Source organism: Sphingobacterium prati (assembly GCF_013167215.1).
GTDB classification, from domain to species: Bacteria; Bacteroidota; Bacteroidia; order Sphingobacteriales; family Sphingobacteriaceae; genus Sphingobacterium; species Sphingobacterium prati.
Genome location: NZ_JABJWY010000016.1, coordinates 53395 through 78782 on the forward strand (window position 1 = coordinate 53395; position 25388 = coordinate 78782).

The 25388-nt window shown below is 43.0% G+C and carries 19 protein-coding genes; 13 read left to right on the forward strand and 6 right to left on the reverse strand.

The window, feature by feature from the left end:
• Window positions 1–104 precede the first annotated feature (104 nt).
• Complete coding sequence (glmM, locus tag HPC41_RS04010) at window positions 105–1487, forward strand: phosphoglucosamine mutase (protein WP_172392689.1); 1383 nt, start codon at window positions 105–107, stop codon at window positions 1485–1487.
• Between the two features lie 85 nt (window positions 1488–1572).
• Window positions 1573–3648, forward strand: a complete 2076-nt coding sequence (locus HPC41_RS04015; protein WP_172392690.1) for a Na+/H+ antiporter — start codon at window positions 1573–1575, stop codon at window positions 3646–3648.
• Between the two features lie 80 nt (window positions 3649–3728).
• On the opposite strand, the gene HPC41_RS04020 is transcribed toward HPC41_RS04015, so the two are convergent.
• The 5 genes from HPC41_RS04020 to HPC41_RS04035 all read right to left on the reverse strand — a co-directional run bounded on the left by HPC41_RS04020 (window position 3729) and on the right by HPC41_RS04035 (window position 6721).
• On the reverse strand, window positions 3729–4751 hold the full coding sequence (locus HPC41_RS04020; protein ID WP_246250374.1) for a WD40/YVTN/BNR-like repeat-containing protein: 1023 nt from the start codon (window positions 4749–4751) through the stop codon (window positions 3729–3731).
• Between the two features lie 189 nt (window positions 4752–4940).
• Complete coding sequence (locus HPC41_RS25270) at window positions 4941–5129, reverse strand: hypothetical protein (protein ID WP_246250376.1); 189 nt, start codon at window positions 5127–5129, stop codon at window positions 4941–4943.
• Window positions 5130–5134: 5 nt separating this feature from the next.
• Entirely contained in the window at window positions 5135–5386 is a 252-nt protein-coding gene (locus tag HPC41_RS25275) for a hypothetical protein (RefSeq protein ID WP_246250379.1), read from the reverse strand.
• 1 nt (window position 5387) lies between these two features.
• A complete protein-coding gene (locus HPC41_RS04030; protein WP_172392691.1) occupies window positions 5388–5561 on the reverse strand; it encodes a hypothetical protein in 174 nt (57 codons plus the stop codon).
• A 137-nt stretch (window positions 5562–5698) separates the two neighbouring features.
• The gene (locus tag HPC41_RS04035) at window positions 5699–6721 is read right to left on the reverse strand and encodes a substrate-binding domain-containing protein (RefSeq protein ID WP_172392692.1); all 1023 of its coding nucleotides are present in this window, start codon (window positions 6719–6721) and stop codon (window positions 5699–5701) included.
• 123 nt (window positions 6722–6844) lie between these two features.
• Here HPC41_RS04035 and HPC41_RS04040 point away from each other — a divergent pair, with 123 nt between their 5' ends.
• From HPC41_RS04040 to dctA, 9 genes are all read left to right on the forward strand, one after another.
• Window positions 6845–8329, forward strand: coding sequence for a xylulokinase (locus tag HPC41_RS04040; protein WP_172392693.1), 1485 nt, complete (start codon window positions 6845–6847; stop codon window positions 8327–8329).
• A gap of 2 nt (window positions 8330–8331) precedes the next feature.
• The gene (gene xylA, locus HPC41_RS04045) at window positions 8332–9660 is read left to right on the forward strand and encodes a xylose isomerase (RefSeq protein ID WP_172392694.1); all 1329 of its coding nucleotides are present in this window, start codon (window positions 8332–8334) and stop codon (window positions 9658–9660) included.
• 52 nt (window positions 9661–9712) lie between these two features.
• Window positions 9713–11389 carry a sodium/sugar symporter gene (locus HPC41_RS04050; protein ID WP_172392695.1) on the forward strand — a complete coding sequence of 559 codons (1677 nt, stop codon included), beginning with the start codon at window positions 9713–9715 and terminating at the stop codon, window positions 11387–11389.
• 232 nt (window positions 11390–11621) lie between these two features.
• Window positions 11622–13574 (forward strand): gamma-glutamyltransferase family protein, encoded by a 1953-nt coding sequence (locus HPC41_RS04055; RefSeq protein WP_172392696.1) that lies wholly within the window; start codon window positions 11622–11624, stop codon window positions 13572–13574.
• Between the two features lie 124 nt (window positions 13575–13698).
• Window positions 13699–14301 carry a 2'-5' RNA ligase family protein gene (locus HPC41_RS04060; protein WP_172392697.1) on the forward strand — a complete coding sequence of 201 codons (603 nt, stop codon included), beginning with the start codon at window positions 13699–13701 and terminating at the stop codon, window positions 14299–14301.
• Between the two features lie 84 nt (window positions 14302–14385).
• Complete coding sequence (locus HPC41_RS04065; RefSeq protein ID WP_172392698.1) at window positions 14386–16263, forward strand: Nramp family divalent metal transporter; 1878 nt, start codon at window positions 14386–14388, stop codon at window positions 16261–16263.
• A gap of 120 nt (window positions 16264–16383) precedes the next feature.
• Window positions 16384–18294 (forward strand): amidophosphoribosyltransferase, encoded by a 1911-nt coding sequence (locus HPC41_RS04070; protein ID WP_172392699.1) that lies wholly within the window; start codon window positions 16384–16386, stop codon window positions 18292–18294.
• 191 nt (window positions 18295–18485) lie between these two features.
• Window positions 18486–19541, forward strand: coding sequence for an alpha/beta hydrolase (locus tag HPC41_RS04075; RefSeq protein WP_172392700.1), 1056 nt, complete (start codon window positions 18486–18488; stop codon window positions 19539–19541).
• Window positions 19542–19545: 4 nt separating this feature from the next.
• Window positions 19546–20799: a C4-dicarboxylate transporter DctA gene (dctA, locus tag HPC41_RS04080; protein ID WP_172392701.1), complete on the forward strand. Its 1254-nt coding sequence runs from the start codon at window positions 19546–19548 to the stop codon at window positions 20797–20799.
• Window positions 20800–21077: 278 nt separating this feature from the next.
• On the opposite strand, the gene lon is transcribed toward dctA, so the two are convergent.
• Window positions 21078–23555, reverse strand: a complete 2478-nt coding sequence (gene lon / locus HPC41_RS04085) for an endopeptidase La (RefSeq protein WP_172392702.1) — start codon at window positions 23553–23555, stop codon at window positions 21078–21080.
• Between the two features lie 345 nt (window positions 23556–23900).
• Between lon and HPC41_RS04090 the strand changes: the two genes are divergently transcribed.
• Window positions 23901–24554 carry a tetratricopeptide repeat protein gene (locus HPC41_RS04090; protein ID WP_172392703.1) on the forward strand — a complete coding sequence of 218 codons (654 nt, stop codon included), beginning with the start codon at window positions 23901–23903 and terminating at the stop codon, window positions 24552–24554.
• Between the two features lie 198 nt (window positions 24555–24752).
• Window positions 24753–25307: a ferritin gene (locus tag HPC41_RS04095; RefSeq protein WP_172392704.1), complete on the forward strand. Its 555-nt coding sequence runs from the start codon at window positions 24753–24755 to the stop codon at window positions 25305–25307.
• Window positions 25308–25388 lie beyond the last annotated feature (81 nt).

The window sequence follows — 25388 nt, forward strand, 5'->3', positions numbered from 1 at the left end:
AACTTTGTTGCAACAAAGATACATTAAATATTCAATAATTATAATTTTAATTCGATATTTTATTGCCATAATGCTAAATTTACACGTTAATCAATTCAAAGGAAATGACTTTAATTAAATCAATCTCAGGAATACGTGGTACGATAGGCGGTCGTGCAGGAGAAGGGCTTACGCCAATCGATATTGTTAAATTTACAGCTGCGTACGGAACAATCATTGTCAAGCAAAGTGGAATCAAGAAAATTGTGGTCGGAAGAGATGCCCGCATTTCTGGCGAAATGGTCAGCAATCTGGTTATCGGAACCTTACAAAGTATCGGTGTCGATGTGATTGATTTGGGATTGTCGACAACACCTACAGTCGAGATTGCTGTTCCCTTGGAAAAAGCCGCTGGCGGTATTATTCTGACAGCTTCGCATAATCCAGGGCAATGGAATGCACTTAAACTGTTAAATGCTAAGGGTGAATTTATTTCGGATGCGGAAGGTCAGGAAGTATTGGCCCTCGGAGAATCCCTGGATTTTGATTTTTCAGCAGTAGAAGCACTTGGTTCAGTACACAAAGACTATTCCTACTTACAAAAACATATAGATGCTGTATTAGCCTTGGAATACGTCGATAAAGAGGCAATCAAAGCAGCCAACTTCAAAGTAGCTTTGGATGCGGTAAATAGTACTGGTGGAACATTTATTCCTGCATTGTTAGATGCTCTTGGTGTACAGACAATCTATAAAATCCATTGTGAGCCCAATGGTAATTTTCCACATAACCCTGAGCCGTTAAAAGAACATTTGACCGATTTATCTGCTGCTGTAATCGAAAATAAAGCTGATTTAGGCATTGCTGTCGATCCAGATGTGGATCGTTTGGTATTTATGATGGAAGACGGTGAGCTATTTGGTGAGGAATATACACTGGTGGCGGTTGCGGATTATCTCTTACAGCATAAAAAGGGTAATACTGTTTCCAATTTATCCTCTACACGTGCCTTGCGTGATGTGACCAAAGCGCATGGCGGCGAATATTATGCTGCAGCTGTTGGTGAAGTCAATGTGGTTACTAAAATGAAGGAAGTGGATGCGGTGATTGGTGGTGAAGGCAATGGTGGTGTCATTTATCCCGCATCGCATTATGGCCGCGACGCCTTGGTAGGTGTGGCTATTTTCTTGACGCACTTGGCTAAATTGGGCAAGAAAGCTTCGGAGTACCGAGCTTCACTACCACAATATTTCATGTCCAAAAATAAGATCACGTTGACACCGGAGTTGGATATTGATCATCTATTGGCTAAAATGGAAGAGAAATATCAAAACGAAGAGCACAGTACAATTGATGGCCTGAAGATAGACTTTGAAAATGAATGGGTGCATTTACGTAAATCCAATACCGAGCCAATCATTCGGATCTACTCCGAAGGCCCGACGCCCGAAGCTGCTGAGCAGATTGCACAAAAGATTATTCGCGAGATCGAAGAAATAATTAAATAAAAACAAAAAGCTGCATCTGCAGCTTTTTGTTTTATGATCTAAATGGAAATATATTTCCACAAATTAAAACATGTTATCATAATTTATGATTAAAAAGACTTTTATTGCGATTTATTGTTTTTTTTGTCTGGTGTTATTTACAGTTCCTTTAAAGGCGCAGGGGCCGGTAGATACGATCAATGCGACTTTGGATGCCTGGCATAAATCTTCTGGTGAAGTGAAGTTTGGTCCTTTTGTCAACTCGCTGGCAGCGGATGCAGTGATATTGGGCACAGACCGGCAAGAACGTTGGGATAAAAACCATAGCGACGCTTTCTCAGAACGGTATTTTAATCCTAAATACGGATGGAACTATACTTATCAGCATAGGGATATCCGTTTTAATGCCGATAGTACGGTTGCCTGGTTTGATGAAACCTTTAACATCAATACCAAATTCTTTCGCGGCACTGGTGTCATGAGCAAGATTGCTGGTGATTGGAAGATCAGGCAGTATAGCCTATCGCTGCTTACACCTTATCAGGATGTTAAATCTGCCGTAGATGGAAAGCTGGGACAAAAGATACATAATAACCTACTGCTGGTCATGGTGCTGTTTTTCTTTATGGCGATGTTATTTGTACTCAGCCAACGGTTAAAGATATCTTATCCCATCTTATTGGTTATTGGCGGCTTGGGTATTTCCCTCATTCCTGGAGCACCGGTAATCAGTATAGATCCTGATATTGTTTTTTTGGTATTTTTACCGCCATTACTCTTTGAAGCAGCCTGGTATACCAATTGGGGGAATTTTTTGAAATGGCGCCGGTCTATTTTTATTATGGGATTCGGCCTCGTGTTTTTCACTTCCTTGGCGATTGCCTATTTTTCCGTAAGTATTATTCCGGGATTTACCTTAGCGCTGGGCTTTTTGCTGGGTGGTATAATTTCTCCACCAGATGCCGTCGCTGCAAGTTCGGTGTTAAAGGGAGTGAGTATACCTAAACGCGGCATTGCGATCCTGGAAGGAGAGAGCCTGGTTAATGATGCGGCCTCTTTGACGGTGTTTCGGTTTGCGTCTATCGCTATTCTAACGGGCCAATTTGCAATGGGAACAGCAACAACGCAATTTCTTGTCCTGTCCGTCATGGGTGTTGTTGTTGGACTTGTCATTGGCCATATCTTATACTTCTTTTTGCGTTACGTAGCTAAGTCCTCCAGCATATCAACGCCCATTACCTTGATTGCCCCATACTTGATGTATATCGTCGCCGAGCATTTTGAGTGGTCAGGAGTTCTGGCAGTCGTCAGTGGCGGCTTATTCCTTTCCTTCCGGGCAGGTGACTACTTGAACTATCATACCCGTATTCAAACCAAGGAGGTATGGGCAACTGTGGGCTTTTTGTTAAATGGCTTTGTTTTTATCCTAATCGGGCTCGAACTTCCCGTCATCATTAATGGCCTGGGTGAATATTCCATGGAAGAAGCCATCGATTATTCCCTAGCGATCTGCGTTATTGTCATTGTACTACGTTTGGTAGCGGTCTATCTTTCTGCCTTTGTGCCACGCTTATTGTTCAAACGTGTCCGGACCAAAGAAAAGGGGCCTGGATGGAAGCTGCCTTTGGTCGTAGGTTGGGCCGGTATGCGGGGCGTTGTTTCGCTTGCCTCAGCCCTGGCCATTCCCCTGACCTTATATGACGGTACAGCTTTTCCTCATCGTAACCTTATTTTGTTTATCACTTTTGTGGTGATCCTGGTCACGTTGGTCTTTCAAGGGCTTACATTGCCCCTGTTGATTAAATTAATAAAAATTGATGAAGTTGATGAGCAGGTGTCAGTCGAAGAACAGATTGACGAGATCCGTGTCAGGCTTGGTAAGGATTGTATTGCTTATCTCGACAAGCATTATGCCAAGGAAATGATGGAGTCTGAAACCATAGCACGGGTGAAAGAGCAGCTTATCCGTAGTGTGAATGCTTCCGAACGTGCGAAGGAAGAGGATACCCGGGCGCAACTCTCAGCTGTACGGGGGTTATATAACAAAATTATGCTGGAAATTCTTGCTTTGCGTCGCGATGGATTAGCGAAGATGAAAGAGAGCAAAGAATATGATAGCGATGTAATCAAAGAACTGGAATATTCTTTAGATCTGGAAGAGTCGCGGCTGTCACGCAGATAAGCTGATTAACCGGAAAAAAGACTTCAGGTACCTCACATTCGGTACCAAAAGCAGGAAGCTCAAAAAATAGCAAGGTTGACCTATTGGACCAACCTTGCTATTTTTCCTTTATCCCCGGCCAGAAAAACAGCTTTCCCTTTTTTTGCTTTTTGTACCGCATTGTAGCTTTCTGGGGAAATGTTATGCCATGTTTTTCCCTGATCATCTGATAGGTCAGTTCCAGAGGTTCCGGTGCAGATAAGCTGTTTGCTTGAAAGATAAATCACTGCTGACTTAAAGCCCGATATAGGCTGACTTGATGCCTGCCAGGTTTTGCCACCATCATGGGTCAGAAAACAGGCTTTTTCGCTGTTTCTGTCATTCCGGTAATCTCCACCGACGACGATGCCGTTTTTTTGCGAACGAAATGCAATGGAAAAAGGTCCGGTAGTATTTTGTCCCTGCACGATTGGGCAGCTGTAACGCTGCCAGGTCTCGCCTTGATCGCTGCTGCTGTAAATATTTGACACCGTTCCGCCTGTTGCGATCCAGAAATCCCCCGTCGGCAGACTAAAGATAGAGGTACCGCTGGCTGCAAAACCAGCCTCGCCATCCGCGATGGTGTATGTTAGGTTGACGGATATATCCTTCCAGGTCTGTCCAAAATCTATCGTCTTCAATAGCGGCATCTTTCCATTGATAGCATCACCAAATGCGATTCCAATACCTTTGGAAGTGAAGGAGAATCCATCGTAGAATATTTCGGGACGAGTATCTTTCAGAACCTCCTTCCAGCTTCTGCCCGCGTCAGTCGTGCGAAGTATTAAAGCCGGAGAACCAGCAGAGATAATGAGCGCCTCATTTTCATCGAAGGCTTCAATATCCCTAAAGTCGATCTTTTCATAACCAATGGGGTTCACCCATTGCCAGTTTTTTCCGGCATCGGTGCTCAGGCCGACTGTGCCATTGCTTCCACTGATCCAGATTGTTTGATCATCGACGACGTTCAATCCACGATAGCTGCTGTTCCGTTCTTGATTCAACAGCTGAATCGTATTTTTTTGTGCGGATAAAGTTTCGGTCAGAAAGATCTGAATGAAGAAGAAAAAAAAGAATGGTTTCATGTGGTTATACTAGTTATTGCAGTAAATTCAGCCCTATAAGTACATTTAATTCTGTTATATAATTGCAGCAAGTCTATTTGCGTTAAATTCGACGGTATTATTGCATAATTCTGTTCGCATTGATACAGTAAATCTACCTATATTATTTTGACAAATCTAAGTCTTATTTCGATAAATCACTGCCTCTTCTCATTCTCCTGCGCCCTTTTTTAAGATTGTTTTGCGTAATAGCAGAAAACCGACCGTCATTTTTCTGGGTGATTTAAAATAGGGGATACTCAATACCACGAGCAGCGATATACAGGCCGATGTCTCCAATGCACCGCCATAGCCATTGAAAAACTTGCTGGTGTTGAGTAAGATGGTCGTGAAGATCACACCCGCTAAGCCGAGGCCAAAATAAGTAGAGAGCGTGTTTTGGAAACCATACCGATAAAGGATGCTCCGATAAATATGGCCGGAATATATTGTGTTAGATACTTGGACAATAGCTGTGGAAAGAAACTTAAGAAAGCAGATACAATCAACGTCAATAGGGCAGAGGATCGCACAGCCCCCTGTTTGTATCGGGCATTGACATAGTATGTCGCTGTACTTCCAATAATTCCGACAAGGTATAGCATAAATGTTTTCATGTTATTTGAAAAGATAGAGCAATAAATAGGTTAGTGAAACACCTAAAAAAGCCAATGTGCCGAGTTTGCCACCGACCCCATTGAGTAGACTTTTTGAAATGACCAGAAAGACTGCTGTGAACACGCTTGCGGTCAGAATAAAAGAAAAGCCATGTGCAACTTGTGAATTGGACATGCCTACGAAAGCGCCACAATAGATGGCCGCGGGAAGATGAGCGAGATAGCTGGAGCCTTTGTTGATATTCGGGATAAACGATGCTAATGTTCCCGTCAGTGCGGCGCCCAGGACAGGGCCAAGACCAAAGGTATTAATTATTTGTCTATTCCGCCGGTAGATTTTCTTTTTATCAGGATCGGGTCAAGCACAACCTGCTGAATATCCGCATAGGGATCCTTTTGTTTGACCATTTTTAGAAAGAGTTTGGCACATTCTTCTCCCATTTTATTTGCCTGTTGATCGATACTGGACAAGGTCGGTGTAATAAACGAAGAGAAAGTCTGATTCGCAAAACCAATCACACCCGTTTTGGGGATATCGATCTTGGCGGTTTTAAGCGCTTGAATTATGCCCACAGCAGTAAAGTCGTCTCCACCAATAATGGCATCCGGCTTGATGGAAGATTGCAAGATCTGCTGAGTTCCTTTTACTCCCGCTTCAATAGAAAGCTCACCCCGGACAATGAGCTCATCCAGCTGAGGGAGATGAGCTTCTTTCAAAGCAGCTTCAAAACCACTAAAACGATCCCGAAAAATAGCAATTTCTTTGTTGGTGGTGATAAATCCAATTTTTTTATAACCTTGTTCGATCAGATGCATGGTCGCGAGATAGCCTGCTTCAAAGTCATTCAGCTTGACGACAGGAGCCGCAATATCCTTGTGTGTACGGTCAAAGATAATCAAGCGCTTGCCTTGTTTGATAACTTCTTGAAAATGTTCAATTTGTTGGGTTTCCAGAGAAAGGGAAGCGATGATTCCGTCAACCTGAGCCTCCAATAAGGTCTTTACGCCATTTACTTCATCCATATAGGATTCGTTCGACTGATAGAGCAGCAGGCTATAATGATGTTTCTTTAATTCTTTTTCAATACTGTGAACAGCTTCCGCAAAAAAATGGATTTGCATCGTAGGGACGATAACGCCAATGGTATTGGACTTGCCCGAAGAGAGTGAAGAGGCAATTTTATTAACACTGTAATTGAGCTCTTTCGCCTTCGCCAGGACCAGCTGCCGTGTAGCATCACTGATCGTAGGTACATTATTCAAAGCACGGGACACCGTTGAAACCGTGATTCCAAGCGCTCGTGCAATATCATAAATCGTTGTTTTTTTATTCACGCCCCAAAGTAAATAATTTTATTGAATATTTTGGAAAATTCAGAAACATATCCTACTTTTATGCAACCGGTTGCAATGTTGTTTCCGCTTATTGTTTTAAATAACCAGTTTTAAAAAAATCAGATGTATTTTTTAGGTATAGATGTTGGTACTTCTTCGGTCAAAGTTTCGATTGTCGAAGCATCCTCACAACGAAAAGTCTGTTCAGCGCAGTATCCTGCTGTTGAAGCTGCGATTAATTCGCCACAACCCAATTGGGCAGAGCAGGATCCCCTGGATTGGTGGGCCTATTTCAAGCAGGCACTATCCAAGGCAAATGCCACGGGACTGTACGATCCGAAACAAATTACGGCGATAGGTATAGCCTATCAGATGCATGGCCTTGTTGTCGTCGACAAAAATCAGCAGGTATTGCGCAATGCAATTATCTGGTGTGACAGCCGGGCTGTTACCTTGGGTAATAAAGCGTTTGAAGAGATCGGAAAAGAATTCAATCTGAAGCACCATCTCAATTCTCCGGGTAATTTCACCGCTTCCAAGCTGGCTTGGGTTAAGGCGAATGAGCCCGAAATCTATCAGCGAATTGATAAGATCATGCTTCCGGGCGATTTTATTGCCATGAAACTTTCGGGGACGATCAGTACATCCATTTCTGCATTATCGGAAGGTGTGTTTTGGGATTTTCAACAAAATGAGCTGTCAACTACGCTGATGGACTATTACGGTTTTGATCCCAAGCTGATTCCGTCAATATTACCTGTTTTTGCCGAGCATGGTCAAATCAAGAAAGCAGTGGCCGAAGAACTGGGGCTTTCATCCACAGTGACCATCAACTATAAGGCCGGAGATCAACCAAATAATGCGCTTTCATTGAATGTATTACAACCCGGTGAAGTAGCAGCCACAGCGGGTACATCAGGTGTGATCTACGGGGTGAGCGATCAGCTGATTGCCGATCGGGAATCCCGAGTCAATACATTTGCCCATGTCAACTATCGGAATGATGAGATTCGGACCGGCGTATTGCTCTGTATCAATGGTACCGGGATTATGAACAGCTGGGGCAGGAAACTTTTGGGAAAAGATTTATCCTACGATCAGATCAATGCCATGGCGGCTACTTCGCCGATTGGGAGCAAAGGCTTGCAGGTTATTCCCTTTGGCAATGGTGCCGAACGCATGTTGAATAACCAACTGGTAGGTGCTTCGATCTCATCCATTGACCTGAATAGACATGAAACATCCGATATCTTACGGGCTATTCAGGAAGGGATTGCCTTTGCCTTTCGCTATGGCTTGGATATTATGCGTGAGAATGGCCTGTATCCACAGATGATCCGTGCCGGCAATGCCAATTTATTTTTAAGTCCGGTATTCCGTGACGCATTCGTAGGAGCGACTAATGTTCCCGTAGAAGTATACGATCATGACGGCAGTGTTGGGGCAGCCATGGGTGCAGGAATCGGTAATGGTTATTATGCGAATTTCACGGAAGCTTTTAAGTCTTTGAAACCTGTGTATACCGTGGAGCCCCAACATGTGGAACAATACGAAGAAAATTATCAACAATGGAAGGAAATATTAAAAATTAAAATCAATACCAAATAAAAATGAATATTATTAAAGGACAAAAAGAGTTTTTCAAAGGGATCGCACAGATCGAATTTGAAGGAAAAGAAAGTAAAAATGCATTTGCTTTTCGTTATTATAATCCGAAGCAAGTGGTTGCGGGTAAAACCATGGAAGAGTATTTTAAGTTTGCCTGTTCCTATTGGCACTCGTTCAATGGTGATGGTTCGGATCCGTTCGGCGGTCCTACGCACAAATTTCCTTGGGATGAGAGCCCAGATGCAATCACACGTGCAAAGGACAAAATGGATGCCGCTTTTGAATTTATCAGCAAAATGAATATTCCATATTACTGTTTTCATGATGTGGACTTGGTAGATTATACCGACAATGTGCTGGAAAATGAAAAAAGATTGGCAACAATCGTGGATTACGCCAAAGAGAAACAGCAAGCGAGTGGCATCAAGCTGCTTTGGGGTACAGCCAATCTTTTTAGCCATAAGCGTTACATGAATGGAGCGGCAACCAACCCAGATTTTCAGGTATTGACGCATGGTGCTGCACAGGTAAAAGCTGCATTGGATGCAACAATTGCCCTTGGTGGTGAAAACTATGTGTTCTGGGGTGGAAGAGAAGGTTATATGAGCTTGCTCAATACCAATATGAAACGTGAACAGGAGCATCTTGCCAAGTTTTTACACCTAGCGAAGGATTATGCGCGTAAAAATGGCTTCAAAGGCACATTCTTTATCGAACCAAAGCCATGTGAACCGACCAAGCACCAATATGATTACGATGCTGCCACGGTGTTGGGTTTCTTAAGACAATATGATCTTTTGGACGATTTCAAACTCAATCTTGAAGTAAACCATGCTACCTTAGCAGGGCATACCTTCCAGCACGAGCTGCAGGTCGCGATTGATGCTGGAAAATTAGGCTCCATTGATGCCAACCGAGGTGATTATCAAAATGGCTGGGATACCGATCAATTTCCGAATGATATCAATGAATTGACTGAATCCCTGCTGATCATTTTAGAAGGTGGCGGCTTCCAGGGCGGAGGTGTTAATTTTGATGCCAAAATACGCCGCAATTCAACTGACCCGGCAGATTTATTCTATGCACATATCGGTGGAATGGATCTTTTCGCAAGAGCTTTGCTTACCGCCGAACGCATCTTGGAAGACTCTGAATACCGCAAAATACGGGCCGACCGTTATGCTTCGTTCGACAGTGGCAATGGGGCTTCTTTTGAGCAAGGAACCTTGACCTTAGAAGGCTTAAGGGATTTAGCAGTTGAGTTAGGTGAACCGCAAACGATTAGTGGTAGACAGGAGTATTTAGAAAATTTGATCAATAGATATATATAGTTATTCAAAATATTTCTATATTAGGCGATCAAATTAAACCAATTACCAACACATGAATAATTATTTAAGTACAAAAGATTACATCGTTTTCCTGATATACTTTGTCATTGTTGCAGGCTATGGATTATGGGTGTATTATCGTAAGAAGTCAGAATCTGTAGGCTCGAAGGATTATTTCCTTGCTGAAGGATCCCTGACTTGGTGGGCCATTGGAGCCTCCCTGATTGCATCCAATATTTCTGCGGAGCAATTTATTGGTATGAGTGGCTCGGGCTTCAAGATGGGACTAGCGATTGCGACTTACGAATGGATGGCAGCGATTACCTTGATTGTGGTTGCGGTGTTTTTTATACCGGTCTACCTCAAAAACAAGATCTTTACCATGCCCCAATTCTTGCATAAGCGATATAATGGTACTGTCGCCATGATTATGGCCGTTTTTTGGTTACTGTTATACGTTGTGGTCAATCTGACTTCTATCCTTTATTTGGGAGCCATTGCTGTCAGCAGTATCTCGGGTATTAGTCTGGAAGCATGTATGTATGCTATTGCTATTTTTGCCGTTATCATTACCTTGGGCGGTATGAAGGTGATTGGGTATACGGATATTATTCAAGTATTCTTTTTGGTGTTGGGTGGTTTGGCAACAACCTATTTGGCATTGAATCTCGTATCGGAACATTACGGTGGTTCGGGTATATTACAGGGCTATCACCTGATGACGGAGAAAGCTTCTGACCACTTCCATATGATCCTGGATCGTAAAAACGAGAACTACCTGGATTTACCGGGACTTACGGTTCTGATCGGTGGTATGTGGATTGTAAATCTGAACTATTGGGGCTGTAATCAGTATATCACACAGCGTGCATTAGGCGCTGATCTCAAGACAGCACGTAATGGAATTTTGTTTGCTGCATTCTTGAAGTTGCTGATGCCGATTATTGTGGTATTGCCGGGTATTGCCGCTTATGTGATGTGGAAAGATGGATTATTCCAAAATGAAATGATGCAACATGGCGAGGTAAACCCAGATCATGCTTATCCTGTTTTATTGAATCTATTGCCGTCAGGTCTGAAAGGACTTTCATTTGCAGCACTGACTGCTGCGGTAGTTGCTTCATTGGCGGGTAAGGCAAATAGCATCGCCACAATCTTTTCGCTGGATATTTATAAGAAAGTATTCAATACAGAGGCTACTGACAAGAAATTGGTCAATATTGGTAAACTGACAGTTGTTGTTGCCATGATTCTGGCCGTGATCATCGCGCCACATTTGGGTATCGACAAGAAGGGTGGATTTCAATATATCCAAGAGTACACGGGATTTGTGTCACCAGGTATCTTTGCCATGTTTATCTTAGGATTCTTCTGGAAAAAGACGACCTCAAATGCAGCCTTATTTGCGACGATCGGCGGATTTATCTTATCCATTATTTTCAAAAAATTACCGGATTGGGCAGATCTTTCTTTCTTGGCTTCGACGGGGTTTTCAATTCCAAATCCGACAACTGGAGTTTACGAAATTCCGTTTTTGGACCGCATGGGCTTTGTCTTTGCCATTTGTATTATCGGTATGATCATTATCAGTTTGATTGACAACAAGCGTGGTGTGGTGCCTTCCGGTTTGGAAGTAGACACGACGATGTTTAAACCACATAAAGCATTTTTGATCGGAACATTGATTGTTGCCCTATTGGTAACAGCTTTGTATTCAGTTTATTGGTAGGTCCATAGTCAAAAAGGCCGTAAAGAGAGCCCATATCAACTTCGGTTGGTATGGGCTTTTTGTTTTTGGTTTTTAAAAATTTCCTATCTTGTCATTGATAAATCGTGCAAATACTGTATTGCGCTAACCTGTCTGGTAGCTCTGTGTTACAATACAAAGGAACCAAATAGCCGGGCACTGGGCCAATACATGTTTTGTGATAGGAAAAATCAAAAGCTAATTCATGAAACGGATGAAAAGAAGATATACACTATTGACGGCCTTTGTAGCAGTCCTGGCCAACCTTGCACAGGTTCAGGGACAGACACAACGCACTGAGAAACCCCCATTGCATGGTAAGCATTGGATGGCGATTACCGGGAAGCCGTTGGCGGCCACTGCCGGTGCACGGCTATTCCATCAAGGAGGCAATGCGGTAGATGCTGCCTGTGCGATGCTTGCTGCAACCTGCACCATGTGGGATGTACTCAGCTGGGGTGGGGAGACGCAGGCGTTGATCTATCACCCCAAATTAAAAAAGGTGATTGGCATCAATGCCTTAGGGGTCGCTCCGACTGGAGCTACAGTTGATTTCTTTCGATCAAAAGGTTATGAGTTCCCGCCCGAATACGGTCCCCTTGCCGCCGTTACCCCAGGTACCCCCGGTGGTTTATGTTATATGCTGGCACAATATGGAACGAAAAGTTTGGCCGAAGTGCTGGCACCAGCACTAGAAATGGCCGCAGGCTACCCCATTGATGCGCAGACAGCCAACAGTATTGAACGTGGTAAAGCACGCATCAAAGAATGGCCATACAGCAAAAAAGTCTTCCTCGTCCATCAAGGTCAGGAACGGGAAGCGCCCGAAGCAGGGGAGCTCTTTGTGCAACAAGATCTGCTCCGGACACTAACCAAGCTTGTTGAAGCTGAAAAAAAGGCTATTGCGGCAGGAAAGGATCGAAAAGCAGCGATTATGGCCGCCTATGACCGCTTCTATAAAGGCGATATAGCCGATGAATTCGTCCGCGGGAGCAAGGAGCAGGGGGGCTTAATCACCAAAGAAGACCTTGCAAACTGGAAGCCTATTGAAGAAGAGCCTTTAGAGGTCAATTATAAGGGCATTGATGTCTATAAATTACAAGAATGGACACAGGGGCCGGCTATGTTGCAGAGTTTGCAACTGCTGAAAAATTTTGATCTAAAGGCTATGGGGTATAATTCAGCACCCTATATCCATACGCTTTATCAAGTCATGAATTTGGCCTTTGCTGACCGGGATTTCTATTATGGTGATCCTTATTTCAAACCAAAAGCACCTATTCGCGGTCTGCTAAGCGATTCCTATGCCAAGGCGCGGGCGGCGACTATTGACCCACAGCGTAATAATCCACAGGTACTTCCCGGTGATCCATACCCTTATGAAGGGAAGCAGAATCCTTTTACCAGCCTGCTTCAGCAACGGAGCAAACGATTCATGCCGAATACCGAATTAAAGAAGGATTTTGTACCCAAACACGACGTGAGTTTTGCACCATCCCTGCAGTCCATACGAGATACAGCTCGTTGGGCATCAGCGGCACCAGATAGTGTTTATATGGATCGGCTACTGCGTGGTACGACAAGCGTGGAGGCAGCGGATGCAGAAGGCTGGGTTGTTTCGATTACACCAAGTGGAGGCTGGTTACCGGCCTGTATAGCAGGGAATACGGGGATAGGGATGAGCCAACGCTTGCAAAGCTTTGTGCTTGACTCCTTGATCAATCCGTTTAATGTAGTCGCACCAGGTAAAAGGCCACGTGTAACGCTTACGCCATCCTTAGCGTTAAAAGATGGAAAACCGTATCTTTCTTTTGCGGTGCAAGGTGGTGACACACAAGACCAAAACCTCCTTCAATTCTTTCTAAACACGGTAGAGTTTGGTATGACGCCGCAACAAGCCAGCGAAGCCCCTAATATCAACAGCAATCAGCTGTGGCTTTCTTTGGGTGGCACCAAATTAGATGACCGAAAACCGCGCGCGGGAAGTTTGCTGCTCGATAAACGTACAGCCAAGGAAGTCATCGAAAAGCTTGAAAAGATGGGCTACAGCATCCAATTGGGCGAACGTAACAGTGGTCCGATCAATGCGATCTATTTCGATCAGCAGCATGGCACACTCTGGGGTGGTAGCAGCAATAATGGGGAAGATTATGGAATTGGGTGGTAAGCTCTTCAACGCGACCGGAGCTGCTGCAATCGTTGGGCTAAAGGTCAGGCATAGGAGTGATGCCGTTTTGTTATCTCCACCGTATTTGGTATCTTACCTACTGATCAAAAGGTGATTTCTTGTTATGGAGGGTAGTGTCAGTAAATATTCGTTTGTTTTTCAGCCTGATGAAGCTGGATTAATATTGGTAGATGGTTTTAAGCAACGCCTGCGGGCGGCATTGGCAGAAGAATTTCCCGATAAGGACAAGGGCTGGTACCACAGCTGCAATTCCAAAGCTCATGTGACCATTTGTGCCTTTGCGGGGAATGACGGTACCCTGGCAGAGGCCATTGCTGTGTTGCAACAAGCGCTGTTATATGAGCGTAGCCAGTATGTGTATTTTGATCATTTTTCTTCCTTTGCTGGAGGGGCCTTTTACATTGGTCCTTCATTACATGCCCGTAGCTACCTAAGGGAAAAGGCACGAAAGATTGTGCAGGTCCTTGGCCGGTTTGATCTGATCGAGATCAGTGATGAGCCACATATCTCCATCGCTCGCCGGTTGGAGCAAGAGCGACTCGAATTTGCAAAAAAACTATTGCGCTCGGTAGACTTGAATTTTATGTGTACCGGTGTGCATATCCGTAGGTTTAATCCGGATATCGGGCAGTACGAACCCGTTAACTTTGTCAAATTCGGGAATCAGTCGAAAGAAAATTCGGGACAACTTTCATTTAAATTCTAATTATATTACTGTTTAATTGTCTAATACTGTAAAGCTTTTTATCTTTAGCCCTAGCAATAAAAAGATATTGTCCTAATGTAAGCTATGCATCACGACGACTCCCATCATAAATCATTATCCGACATTCACGAAAGTGTGGATGTCAATCAAGGAAAATCCAAATTTAAAAAGGTACTCAGTTTTTTTGGACCGGCCTATTTAATCAGTGTGGGCTATATGGATCCCGGCAATTGGGCGACTGACCTTGCTGGGGGCAGTCAATTCGGTTATGCTTTGATCTGGGTGTTGTTGATGAGCAACATTATGGCGCTGTTGCTGCAGAACCTCTGTGCACGGTTGGGCATTGTACGGGGAAAGGATTTGGCGCAATGCAACCGGGAGACCTATCCCAAGCGCATGAATTTTGTGCTATATGTCCTCGCTGAGATCGCTATTGCAGCCTGTGATCTAGCCGAGGTGCTTGGGATGGCTATTGGTCTCAATCTGCTGTTCGGTATCGACCTGATCTGGGGAGTACTGATCAGTTTTGCCGATACCTTTCTACTGCTTTACTTGCAGAAACTGGGGATGCGCAAGATGGAACTCTTTATTATCGGGTTGATATCTATGATCGGTATGTGCTTTATGGTAGAAATGTTTTTGGCCAAGCCCGATTTTGCGGAGGTGGCAACGGGTTTTATCCCGAGTATTCCCAATAGTGCCGCACTTTACATCGCAATCGGTATTATCGGTGCCACCGTGATGCCACATAACCTCTACCTGCATTCGGCCCTAGTGCAGACCCGGAAGATCGACCGAAATGAAGTCTCGATACGTAAATCATTAAAGTATAATTTTTGGGATAGTGCCATCGCATTGAATCTTGCATTTTTGGTCAACGCCGCAATTCTGATCCTGGCAGCATCAGTATTCCATAAAAATGGGATGCACGATGTCGCTGAATTGGAGGACGCCTACCACTTATTGGGTAATTTACTAGGAACGGAATGGGCCTCGAAACTATTTGCTGTAGCATTGATTCTGGCAGGACAGAGTTCAACGGTAACAGGTACTTTAGCGGGACAGATCGTGATGGAGGGCTACTTGCGTCTGCGGATCAGTCCGACACTGCGGCGTATCATTACAAGGTTATTGGCGATTATACCTGCGGTGCTGGTGATTCTGATCTCTGGCGAGGGCCGGGTAGGGCAGCTATTGATCTTTAGTCAAGTGATCTTGAGCATGCAACTGGCCTTTGCGGTGATTCCGCTGATTCACTTTGTCAGTGACAAGACCAAGATGGGGATCTTTACAATTAAACCGCTGACCAAAGCTTTCGCCTGGCTAATTGCTGCTGTGATTGCGGTACTTAATTTTAAATTGGTCTACGATGAGGTCACTGGCTGGATTGTGGAGGCAAACAATCTTTTGGTCACGGTGTTACTGATTCTAGGGGCTGTTGGTCTGCTCTTTTTGCTCATTATGACCGTATTGATCCCCATTTTGCGTAAATCAAAACCGATCGAATTGGAAATACACCCCCCATTTGAAGCTTTGCACTTTGAGGACAAAGGATCCTTTAAGAAAGTGGTAATTGCGCTGGATTTTTCGAGTTCGGACCAAAAGGTGATCCAATATGCCCTGCAGCTGTCACATCCCGATACCAGCTTTGTGGTGGTTCATATTGTCGAAAGTGCCTCTGTTAAATATACCGGTGAGTCCACCGATGATTTTGAGTCCCGGCAGGATTTAGAACGCTTGAAGCTCTACGCGGATTTTTTGTTGTCCAAAGGGCATCAAACGGAGTATGAACTGGGATACAACAATCGGATCAAGAGCATTGCTGAAGTCTGCGAAAAATATCAGGCTGATCTATTGGTCGTCGGGAGCCACGGCCATACCGGTGTCAAAGACTTTGTATTTGGAGAGACAGTTAACAAGTTGCGCCATGCGGTTAGCGTTCCGGTTTTTATTGCGCAATAAGGCTTTGAGACCTATCCCAAAGGGATACTGTTGATTCACTGTAATTTTATTGCGGAAAAAGTGCAGGGAGGGATCGGTAAGTTCTAAATAATTCTTATTTTTGCGTCATCAAATCAAGATATGAGCGACGCTATTAAACACGAGTGCGGAATCGCACTAATTCGCCTGTTAAAACCCTTATCTTATTATCAGGAAAAATATGGTACGCCATTCTATGGCATCAACAAATTGTACCTATTAATGGAAAAACAGCACAACCGTGGACAAGACGGGGCTGGAATTGCAACCATTAAATTTGATGTTAAACCTGGAAATCGTTACATTTCGCGTTACAGAGCTATGGGCTCAACTGCTGTGGCAGATATATTCGAATATGTACAGAAAAAATTTGCTTCTGTTCAGAAGGCATTTCCAGATCAGTCAAAGGATACCCAATGGTTAAAAGATAATGTCAGTTTTACTGGAGAAGTACTTTTAGGACATTTGCGTTATGGAACGCATGGAAAGAACAGTATCGAAAGCTGTCACCCATTTTTAAGACAAAACAACTGGATGTCACGCAATCTTGTTGTTGCGGGTAACTTCAACATGACCAACGTGGACGAACTTTTGCAACAATTGTATGAGTTGGGACAACATCCAAAAGAAAAAGCGGATACGGTAACGGTGTTGGAAAAAATTGGGCATTTCTTAGATGATGAAAATCAGGATCTTTTTGACCAATTTAAAAAAGAAGGTTACTCCAATGTCGAAATCAGTTCATTGATTGCCAAAAATATCGATGTTTCCAAGATCTTAAAACGCTCTGCGAAGACTTGGGACGGCGGTTATACGATCGCTGGTATCTTTGGTCACGGGGATGCTTTCGTCATGCGTGATCCTGCGGGAATCCGTCCGGCATTCTATTACCAGGATGAAGAGATTTTGGTTGTTGCTTCGGAAAGGCCAGTGATCCAGACCGCATTTAATGTACCTATCGGTGCAGTGAAAGAAATTAAGCCTGGACATGCCCTGATCGCTAAAAAAGACGGCACCGTGTCACAAGAGATGTTTAGACAGCCTGTGGAGCAACGCTCTTGCTCTTTTGAACGGATCTATTTCTCTCGCGGATCGGATGCTGATATTTACAAAGAACGTAAAGAATTGGGTAGATTATTGGTACCTCAGGTATTGGAATCTGTCAAAAACAATATTAAAAATACCGTATTCTCATTTATTCCAAATACAGCAGAGGTATCGTACTATGGATTAATGGACGGTATTAATACCTACGTGCGGGATTTTCAAAAAGAAACCTTGTTAAAACGTTCAGATAAAATTTCTGACGAGGAGTTGGATGATATCTTAAGCATCAAACCCCGTTTTGAAAAGCTGAATGTCAAAGATGCGAAATTGCGTACCTTCATTACACAAGATGCCGATCGTACAGATATGGTGCAACATGTGTATGATACCACTTATGGTATCGTAAAAGATCACGAAGATACCATCGTTGCAATTGATGACTCCATTGTACGCGGTACCACGCTAAAACAAAGTATCCTCACGATCTTAGACCGTTTGAATCCGAAGAAAATTGTAATTGTTTCTTCAGCGCCTCAAATCCGTTATCCGGATTGTTATGGTATTGACATGTCACGTATGGGTGAATTCGTTGCGTTCGAAGCGGCAATTAACCTGTTGAAACAACGTGGTATGGCACATATTATTGATGAAGTGTATCAAAAATGTCTTTTGTCGATGACCCAAGATGTCAATGAAATCGAAAATTATGTGAAAGCCATTTATGCGCCATTTACAGATGAGGAGATCTCGGAAGAAATCGGGCGTATTGTCAGACCACATCATTTGAAAGCTGAGCTTGAGGTCGTATATCAGACATTGGATAACCTACATAAAGCCTGTCCGGCACATACCGGTGATTGGTACTTCTCTGGTGATTACCCTACTCCTGGTGGTAATAAGGTTGTGAACAAAGCCTATATGAACTGGATTGAAGGTAAAAATGTTCGTGCGTATTTTAGCAATTAAGTAATAAAAATATCAGACAAAGGGATGCATTTATGCATCCCTTTTTTTATATATTCGTAGAACGAATGGATAAAAATGATGCAGTAGGCCTCAAAAGGTAGTCACTGAGTTTTGCCAATATATACGTTTATGACTAGATTAACCTTTGCCATGATGCAATGATGGTGTTTAACAGCTTAAAAAATAGCTCCATGAGAGGACAGCTTTTCTATTTTTTTCTTCTTTTTACAATGGTATCCTGTGGGATAACCCATAATGTTCCTAAAGGACCTTATCCAAACTCATTCGATAAGCCGAATATCGTAAATTCATTTGTCGACCAAAATGGTAACTTCTATCCAGATAACTGGCGTAAAACCTATGGTGAGCCACCCAAAAGTGGCGATATAAATGCCTATTCGCTGATGAAGATCGCAACTGAAAAGGGGATAGAAAGCCAGCTGAAAAGTTTTGAAAAGACCCGTATGCTGGCTGTTGGTAGCAAAGTAAAGACAAAAGACCGTGTTTTCATATTTGTGCACGGCTTCAATGCACCGTCGGACGAAGTCAATGAGAGCTATGAATACATGCGCAAATTATTGAAGCTCAATTCCAACAAAGATGAGGTGATCAAATTTTATTGGGATGGTTTGCATACGACCAATCCCTTCGGAGGTGCTAAAGTATGGTTTTCTGCTACTTCGTTTAGCCAAATGGCCGGTGAATTTGGATTGCGGAATTTATTGAATAGCATTCATAATAAAAAAATCATTTTAATTTCCCATAGTCGGGGAGCATCAGTTGTGCTGAGTGCTTTAAGTAGTGCAACATTCAGCGAGAGTTTTGCCAAGGGTACGCTGGAGAACCACAACGTAGATGTTGATGCGGCTAAAAAGCTTGCTGAAAACGGTAATGACATTACCTGTATTATGCTTGCGCCGGCAATAGGCCTCGACGACTTCAAGATAAGGGATGTAATGAATGGAACAGATTCTTTCTGCCATTTAAGCAACCAAGTTAAGAAGATTCATATCACCATTAACAATACCGATGTTATGTTGAAAAAGTTTGTCGGTTTTCTGTCCAATAAATTGAAAGCTACCGATCTGGGCTACAAAGCCGACGTCTGTAATGAATTGGTCAAGCACTATCCAATTATGAAGTATACGGATTTTACCGGCATGAAGAGCCATGAGTTTAATAAATACATACGGAACCCCAAGTTTAAAACCATGTTAAAGGCAGAGGGAATTGCCGTTAATCGTTAGGACAATGCAGCATATTTTTAAGAGTCTCTATTTTCAGGTCATTGTCGGCATATTAGTCGGTATTTTCTTCGGTGCCTTTTTTCCGGATTTTGCAGTAAAGCTAAAACCGCTGGGGGATGCCTTTATTAAGCTGATCAAAATGGTCATCGCACCACTAATCTTCAGTTCGATCGTCATCGGAATTGCCGGGATGCAAGATGTGAAAAAAGTGGGCAAGATCGGGCTGACTTCCATTATTTATTTCGAGGTCATGACGACGATAGCGTTGATTATCGGTCTGATCTTTGTCAATGTAATCCAGCCCGGTACAGGCATGAATGCTGATCCGGCGACCCTGGATATATCATCGGTGTCGCACTATATTTCTGAATCCAAGAAATCGCATAGTTTCATGGATTTTATCATGGATATTATTCCGGAGAATGTCGTTGCTTCAGTGGCCTCAGATAACATGCTGCAGGTGCTGGTTTTTGCCGTGCTTTTTGGAATTGGGATGACAAAAATAGGTAAAAAAGCTTCGGAGCCCGTTATCAATGTCCTACAATCTTTTCTGAAGGTGCTTTTTTCCATTATTAAGATGGTTATGTATCTGGCTCCCATAGGGGCGATGGGAGCAATGGGCTTTACCATCGGGGCATTCGGGATTCAGGCCCTCACCAAGTTGGGGATGTTGATGTTGAGCTTCTACCTGACCTGCATTGTCTTTATCGTTATTGTGATCGGCGCAGTATTGCATTTCTATGTCAAGGTCAATATTTTCAAATTTCTGAAATACATTAAAGGCGAGATTTTAATTGTACTGGGCACCTCTTCTTCGGAATCCGCATTACCGGGGATCATGCAGAAAATGGAGGATGCAGGCTGTGCGAAATCAGTGGTGGGTTTGGTAATTCCGACTGGCTATTCTTTTAACCTGGATGGGACGAGTATTTATCTGACTATGGCGGCAGTATTTATTTCACAGGCACTCAATATGCACCTGACCTTGGAACAAGAAATCACCCTTTTGCTCGTGCTATTGCTCACCTCGAAGGGGGCAGCGGGTGTGACTGGTAGCGGTTTTGTGACCTTGGCAGCAACCCTGCCTGTTGTCGGACATGTGCCTGTGGAATCCGTGGCATTGGTTTTTGGCGTGGACCGTTTTATGAGTGAAGCCCGAGCCATTACCAATCTTATCGGAAATTCGGCGGCAACGCTGGTCATCTCAAAATATGAAGATAGCCTGGATGAGGATTTACTACATGAGAAGCTTGGCTAAAGTAGCACGGCGCCAGACTTACCAAAATTGCGTGCAAGAATAAGTGTCATGAGCGACTGTTAAGGGGAATGTGGCGGGCAAAAACGGCAATAAATAGCTGTTTATTGAATAGATGTGATGTGACAGTAGACGAAATAAAGCTGTCAGAAAGGAAAAAGCGAACCCATCGTGCAATGCGTATGCGTAAAAGAAAAGTAGGAACTGTATATAAGAAAAGGGGGATCCCAAAATGGTGGATCCCCCTTTTCTTATATATATTCGTTTAACTCCTGAGCCAGTTACGACTCTTTTTTCGTATTTTCAATTCCCTGCGATAGATCTAAGGCACCATCTACTTTCTCTTGTAAGAGAGCAAGTTTAATCACCTGGGCCATTTCGGTCACGTAATGGAATTGCATATCTTTGATATAGTCTTCCTTGATTTCAAGAATATCTTTTTCGTTGGATTTGCAGAGAATAATATCTTTGATATTCGCACGTTTGGCAGCGAGGATCTTCTCTTTGATACCGCCCACTGGCAGTACTTTTCCACGCAGTGTAATTTCACCAGTCATCGCCAATTTCTCTTTTACCTTACGTTGTGTAAATAATGATGTCAGCGCAGTGAGCATCGTTACCCCAGCTGAGGGCCCATCTTTTGGAATTGCACCTGCAGGAACGTGTATATGGATATCCCAATGGTCAAATACGCGGTAGTCAATCTCAAAATCGGCAGCATGTGCTTTTAAGTAAGCCAGTGCGATAGAGGCAGATTCTTTCATGACATCACCCAAATTACCTGTCAGGCTCAAGCGTCCCTTGCCAGGGCTTAATGAGGATTCGATAAATAAGATATCGCCCCCCACGGAGGTCCAGGCGAGTCCGGTTACAACCCCAGCGACATTATTGTTCTCGTAAATATCTTTGTCAAAGATAGGTGCGCCCAGTATATCTACGACATCCTGATCGTTGATACTTGGGTTATAATCTTTTTCCATGACGATGCGTGTGGCAATACCACGGACGATAGAGCCGATTTTCTTTTCCAGACCACGCACACCAGACTCGCGGGTATAGTCTTCGATAATCTTTTCAATGATCTTAGCTTTGAGTGCAACATCCTTAGCAGCCATACCGTGCATTTCACGTTGTTTGGGAAGTAAGTGTTTTTTTGCAATCTCTATTTTCTCCTCGATGGTATAGCCATTTACCTCGATGATTTCCATACGGTCCAATAGGGCTGGCTGAATGGAACTCAGCGAGTTCGCTGTCGCAATGAACATCACCTTGGAAAGATCAAATTCCATTTCCACATAGTGATCATAGAAATGCGTGTTTTGTTCGGGATCCAGAACCTCCAATAAAGCCGAAGAAGGGTCTCCTTTAAAATCTGCACTCATTTTATCAATCTCATCCAAGATAAAAACTGGATTGGCAGTGCCTGCTTTTTTTAGCGATTGGATAATACGTCCGGGCATTGCGCCGATGTACGTCTTGCGATGGCCTCTGATTTCAGCTTCGTCACGCACACCACCTAAAGCCATACGCGTATACTTTCGTCCCAATGCCTTGGCGATAGATCTTCCCAAGGATGTTTTACCGACCCCCGGCGGGCCTACCAAACAAAGGATAGGAGCTTTCATATCATTCTTTAATTTCAATACCGCAAGGTATTCGATGATACGTTTTTTTACTTTCTCTAATCCATAGTGATCCTTATCCAAGACTTTTTGCGCTTTATTTAAGTCAAAATTATCTTTCGTCGTTTCATTCCATGGAAGGTCCAGTAGCAATTCCAAATAGTTCAACTGCACAGAGTAATCCGCAGCAGCTGGATTGATACGCGATAATTTTTCAAGTTCTTTGTTGAAATGTTTTTCAATATCAAGCGCCCATTTTTTTGTTTTGCCACGCTTTTTAAGTTCTTCAAGCTCAAGGTCAGGTGTATTTCCACCAAGCTCTTCTTGGATAGTTTTCAGCTGTTGGTTCAAGAAATAATCCCGTTGTTGCTTATCCAGGTCTACGCGTACCTTGTTCTGAATCTGATGCTTCAGTTCCAACATTTGGATTTCGGTAGTCAACAGTTCCAAGAGAAGTTTTGCGCGGTTTTCAACCTTAGGAATTTGGAGCAACTCTTGTTTTTTGATCATTTCGACATTGATGTTTGAAGAAATAAAGTTGATCAGAAAAGAGGGGCTTTCAATATTTTTGATTGCTATACCAGCCTCGCTAGGTAGATTTGGCGAAAGCTGAATAATCTGTAATGCCATTTCTTTTAAGGTCGAAATTGTCGCCTTAAAATGTTTGGTCATTTTAGGTTTTGCTTCGTTGAATTTTTCGACACGAGCCTTGAGATAAGGTTCGGTTTCGACAATCTCCACCAAGTTAAAACGTTGCTTTCCCTGAATGATTACCGTGGTGTTTCCATCGGGCATTTGAAGTACTTTGATGATATGGGCAACGGTACCCACTTTATTTAGTTCTTCAAATCCAGGATCCTCTACTGTCATATCCTTTTGGGAGACCACACCGATTGTTTTACTGCCTTTATAGGCCTCTTTAACCAATTTGATGGATTTATCCCTTCCTACAGTGATCGGAATGACAACACCGGGAAATAATACGGTATTGCGTAAAGGCAAAATAGATAGTGCTTCTGGAATTTCAGCGTTAGCCATGTCGTCTTCATCCTGCTGTGTCAATAAGGGGAAGAACTCTGTATCTTCCGCAACGATTGGAATAGCCTGACTGAAATCAAAAGTTTCGAATTTGCTCATAGTGTTTATTTTGTGTCTTTGGCAGTCGCTGACATGTTGTCGGTAGACCTTCAAATTTTAAGCTTCAAATATTGTTTCCCCTATAGTGCAAGGGAAGTGCCAATTGCTAAAAGGTAGCAAAATTACAAATCTATTTTTTTAGAATAGGAAAAAAAGGCAGGTTAAATAAAATTTATCTGCCAAATGTTGGATAAATAGGCATAATAATTGTAATATTGGAGTGTGAAAGAATAAACGATGGCAGACTCTTACGGAGCTGAAATATTATGGTTATTTTTTCCTAGGGTAATAAACGATCAATAATGATCATAAAGGTATATTGAAAAAAAACGTAACTATTTAGATATGAACATAAAATCACTTAAATTAGGTTTGTTTACAGGAGTTTTTGCTTTGGTTGCACTTGGTGCCAATGCACAACAAAAACAAGCTGAGCATAGCAATGCGAATGTGAGAATGGGGCAAAAAGCTCTTTTGGATGGTGACTTCAAAAATGCAGAGTCATACTTGACAAAAGCTTTACCTGCAGAGGGCAAGGATCCGGATGTCTTGTATATGTTGGGATACTCCCAATTTCAAAATGGTGATTATAAAAAGTCTGCTGAAACATTCGGAAAAGTGGTTGCATTAAACCCTAAAAATGCAAACGCACTATACTTTAAAGCGAAAGCGAACAACACACTTGCTGTTCAAGCTTCGAGCAAAGTTTCAGTAGCTAATAAAGAGCAATTATTGCGTGTAGCAATTGAAGATTATTCAAAAGCGATCGCAATCACGCCTACGGACTCAAAATTCTACCAAAATAGAGCGATTGCCAATCGCGATTTGGGTATTTTGATCGGTACAGCAGGTACACCGAACTATAACAAAGCAATGGCTACAGATGCTTACAATAATGCGATCAAAGATTATGAAAAAGTATTGAGCTTTGATTCATCGAAAAAAGATATTCAAACTGAGGTCAAAAAAGCTAAAGTATATAGAGACAACTTGAAATAATCTATAATACAGAAAAATAAAAAAGGGAAATGCAACTGCATTTCCCTTTTTTTGTGAACTTACCTGCCATATACGTTTTCCATACTATTTTAATTGATTTGTTGGTTTCCGATTGTTGTATCTAGTTTACTGCTTACAAAATTGCAAACGAAATGCTTGGGATACTGTTATATTATTGAATCAACAAGAATTTAGCATATGGAAACGAATCGATTGTCAGCGGAAATGCAGGACATTCTAATCAGTCAAATGACGAAAGAAGCCGAAGCTGCACAAATTTATTTAGCTCTGGGTATATGGGCCGATGATCAGGGCTATGGCGGAATTGCCAATTTTTTATATCGGCATGCGCAGGAAGAAAGGAATCATATGACAAAAATTATGGGCTACATACTCGAAAGAGGAGGTCGTCCCCGAATTCAGGCGATTGCAGCGCCGCCTGCGGACCCTCAAACGTTGACCGAGTGTTTCCAACGTGTATTTAAACATGAGGTGGACAACACCGAAGCAATTTACCGCATTGTCAATCTGGCTATGGAACAAAAAGATTGGGCAACTTGGAACTTCGCACAATGGTTTGTCAAAGAACAGATCGAAGAAGAGAAACTAGCCCTTGAGCTGATTGACAAATTAAAGATAGCGGGTGGAGACCGGGCTTCGGACGAATCCCTGTTTGCGTTGGATTCGTCATTGGAAAGTATGCCTGACGATGTGCCTTTGGCACGGGAGGCAACAGCCGACGATCCTAAATAATGGATGCCCAAATCATGTAAAAAAGGCTTTCCGAGCAATTAAAGTGGTAGGAAAGCACATAAAAAACAGGGATTTCTAAGG